The sequence below is a fragment of the Aminobacter sp. P4_H6_2 genome (assembly GCF_056400805.1).
On sequence record NZ_JBFUKO010000566.1, the window covers coordinates 1 to 3,507 of the forward strand.

4 protein-coding genes are annotated in these 3,507 nt (G+C 63.7%); all 4 read left to right on the forward strand.

The features are described from left to right. Positions 1–873: ABC transporter permease (locus AC1DUU_RS26595; protein WP_476786355.1), on the forward strand; the 873-nt coding region annotated here is incomplete at its 5' end. Positions 874–893: 20 nt separating this feature from the next. Then, positions 894–1,874: a sugar-binding transcriptional regulator gene (locus tag AC1DUU_RS26600; protein ID WP_476786356.1), complete on the forward strand. Its 981-nt coding sequence runs from the start codon at positions 894–896 to the stop codon at positions 1,872–1,874. Continuing rightward, the gene (locus tag AC1DUU_RS26605; protein ID WP_476786357.1) at positions 1,871–2,866 is read left to right on the forward strand and encodes an aldo/keto reductase; all 996 of its coding nucleotides are present in this window, start codon (positions 1,871–1,873) and stop codon (positions 2,864–2,866) included. Before AC1DUU_RS26600 ends, AC1DUU_RS26605 begins: the two co-directional genes overlap by 4 nt. A gap of 19 nt (positions 2,867–2,885) precedes the next feature. Then, a partial coding sequence (locus AC1DUU_RS26610; protein WP_476786358.1) for an FAD-dependent oxidoreductase occupies positions 2,886–3,507 on the forward strand: 622 nt, incomplete at its 3' end.

Consider the following 3,507-nt stretch of genomic DNA (forward strand, 5'->3'; position numbering starts at 1 on the left):
AGCTTCGCCTCGCCGCACTTCCTGACATGGGGCAACTTCCGCGCCATGCTGATGAGCTTCTCGATCGAGGGCATCGTCGTCGTCGGCATGACCATCCTGCTGATCGTCGGCGGCATCGACTTGTCGGTCGGCTCGGTCGTCTGTTTCTCGATGGTGGTATCGGGCGCACTGTTCCTCGCCGGGCTCGACCCGTGGACGGCAAGCCTGATCGGCATCGGCGTCAGCGCCCTGATCGGTGCCGCCATGGGCTTCTTTGTGACAGTGGTCGGCCTAAACCACTTCATCACCTCGCTTGCGGCGATGGTCATCGTGCGGGGCATGTGCCTGGTCATCACCAAGGGCACGCCGCTGTCGCTGTTCACCTTGCCGCCATCGTTCAAGGCCATCGGCCAGGGCACTTTCCACGGCCTGCCCTATGTCATCATCATCTTCGTCGTTGTCGTTGCGATCTTCGACTTCCTGCTGCGCCGCGCCACCGCCTTCCGCAAGGTCTTCTACACCGGCTCCAACGAGAAGGCGGCGCAGTTCTCGGGCATCAAGACCAAGCAGGTAAAGTTCTGGGTGACGGTGCTCTGCTCCACCCTCGCAGGCCTTGCGGGCGTCATCTACATGGCCCGCTTCGGCGCAGCGACACCCACCTTCGGCGCCGGAATGGAGCTCAACATCATCGCGGCAGCCGTGATCGGAGGCGCCTCGCTCAATGGTGGATCGGGCACCATCTTCGGCGCCATCCTCGGCATGGCGCTGCTCTCGGTGGTCACCAGTTCGCTGATCCTGCTCGACGTGTCTGTTTACTGGCAGGACATGATCAAGGGCTGCATTTTGCTTGCCGCCGTCTCCATCGACCACTTCTTGCACCGCAAGAAGTCCTGAGCATTTAGGCGAGACAGATCATGGCACCCCCAAACACCCGCGACGACATCGCGACCGTCCGCCAGATGCATCAGGCGCTTGTGCTGCACTATGTCGAAGGCAAGACCCAGGCCGAGATCGCCAGAGAACTTGGCATCTCGCATGCCACCGTCAACCGGCTGATCAAGCGCGGCCACCAGCTCGGCCTCGTCGAAATCAAGATCAAATCGCCGATCGACCATCTCGTTGACATCGAGGCGCGTCTTGTCGCGCTCGGCGGCATCGAACGCGCCGTGGTCGTGCCCTCGGTATCAGACAATCCGCAGACAGCACTTCAGCGTGTCGGCGAAGCGGCCGCACGCCTGCTGCTCGACACCATCAAGGACGGCGACACTATCTCGATCACCGGCGGCAAGGGCGTCAGCGCACTCGTTGCCGGCCTCAAGCCCGGCCGCAGCTACGACGTGGAAGTCATCCCCGCCACCGGCCTTGTCCAGGGCAAGCACTACACCGACGTCAACCACGTGGCGTCACTGATGGCCGACAAGCTCGGCGGCCGCGCCTATCAGGTCCATGCGCCGCTGTTTGCCGACACGCCGGAGCAGCGCGAGATGCTGATGGGCGTCCGCTCCGTCGCCGACGTTTTCCGCAAGGCGCGCGAGGCCGATGTCGCGGTGATCGGCATCGGTTCGATCCTGACCGATGATTCCAGCTATTACGACCTGCATCCCTCGTCGAGTGCCGACCGACGCGCCATCGAGCAGTCGGGCGCGTCGGGCGAATTGCTTGCCCATCTCATCGACCGCCACGGCAAACTTTGCAGCTACGCGCTCAACCGTTCGCTGGTGTCGCTGACGCTCGACGAATTCGCCACCATCCCGCGTTCGATCGGCATCGCCAGCGGACCGAGCAAGGCAGCGCCGATCCTCAGTGCCATGCGCGGCAACCATCTCGACACCATCGTCACCGACGAGGCGACAAGCCTCCAGATTCTCGAACTTGCCGAACAGGAGGCAGCATGAGCTCCCGACAGATCCAACGCCGCATCGGCCGCTCCAACGTCTCCGCATCGGCGGTCGGTCTCGGCACCTGGGCGATAGGCGGCTGGATGTGGGGCGGCACCGACGAGCAAGCCTCGATCCGCGCCATCGAAGCCTCGATCGAAGCCGGCATCAGCCTGATCGACACCGCCCCTGCCTACGGCCTCGGCCGCAGCGAAGAGATCGTCGGCAAGGCCATCAAGGGCAGACGCGACAAGGTGGTCATCGCCACCAAATGCGGGCTCAACTGGCATTCCGGCAAGGGCAATCACTTCTTCGACCAGGACGGCAAGCCGGTGCATCGTTACCTCGGCGCCGATGGCATCGCCCATGAGCTGGAACAGAGCCTGCGCCGCCTCGGCACCGATTACATCGACCTCTACATCACCCATTGGCAGGACCCGACGACGCCGATTGCCGAGACCATGGCAACGCTCGAACAGCTCAAGGCAGAAGGCAAGATCCGCGCCATTGGCGCTTCCAATGTCAGTGCCGAAGACCTCGAACAATATGTCGCCGCCGGCCAGATCGACGCGATCCAGGAACGCTATTCGATGATCGATCGCGAGATCGAACAGACCCTGCTGCCGATCACGCAACGCAACGACGTCGCCACGCTCAGCTACTCCTCGCTGGCGCTCGGCCTGYTGACCGGGATGATCGATCCCTCGCGCGAATTCACCGGCGACGACCAGCGCAAGGGTAATCCGCGCTTTTCCGCCGCCAACCGGAAGAAGGTGGCGAACCTCAAGCAGGCCATCGCGCCGATCGCCGAACAGCACAAGGCGTCGATGGCCCAGATCGTCATCGCCTGGACACTGGCGCAGCCGGGCATCACCTTCGGCCTGTGCGGCGCGCGCACTGCCGAGCAGGCGCTCGACAACGCAAGGGCCGGCGAGATCACGCTTGGCGCGGACGAGCTGTCAATCATCGACACGGCAATCGCCACGCATCTCACCTCCATGGATGCCTGAGCGAAAAGGCACAGCCCACATGAACCGCAACGACACACTCGCCGCTCTGCGAGAGCGGCCCGATATTGCCGTGCTGGTGATAGGCGGCGGCATCAACGGCATCTCGGTGTTCCGCGAACTGGCCCTGCAAGGCGTCGACGTCGTGCTCGCCGACAAGGGCGACTATTGCTCAGGCGCCAGTGCTGCCCTGTCGCGCATGGTGCATGGCGGCCTGCGTTACCTCGAAAACGGCGAGTTCAAGCTGGTGCGGGAATCGCTGGTCGAGCGCGACCGGCTGTTGAAGAACGCGCCGCACTATGTCGCGCCGTTGCCGACGACGGTGCCGATCTTCGACACGTTTTCGGGCATCGCCAATGGTGCGGTCCGCTTCCTCGGCCTGACGCGCCGGCCGAGCCGTCGCGGCGCTCTGGTCATCAAGGCCGGCCTGACCATGTACGACCTGTTCACCAAGGCCAGGCGATTGATGCCAAAGCATAGCTTCCGGGGACGTGCCGAAACCCTCAAGGCGTGGCCGGCGATCAATCCCGATATCCGCAGCTCCGCCACCTATTACGACGCCTGGGTCAGCCGTCCCGAGCGCCTCGGCCTGGAAATGCTGTTCGACGCCATGGCATCGAGCCAGACCGCGCTAGCCCTGAACT

What these genes read in the sequence shown, in the direction of transcription:
- AC1DUU_RS26600 (WP_476786356.1), top strand. Translation starts at nt 894, where the DNA reads ATGGCACCCCCAAACACCCGCGACGACATCGCGACCGTCCGCCAGATG.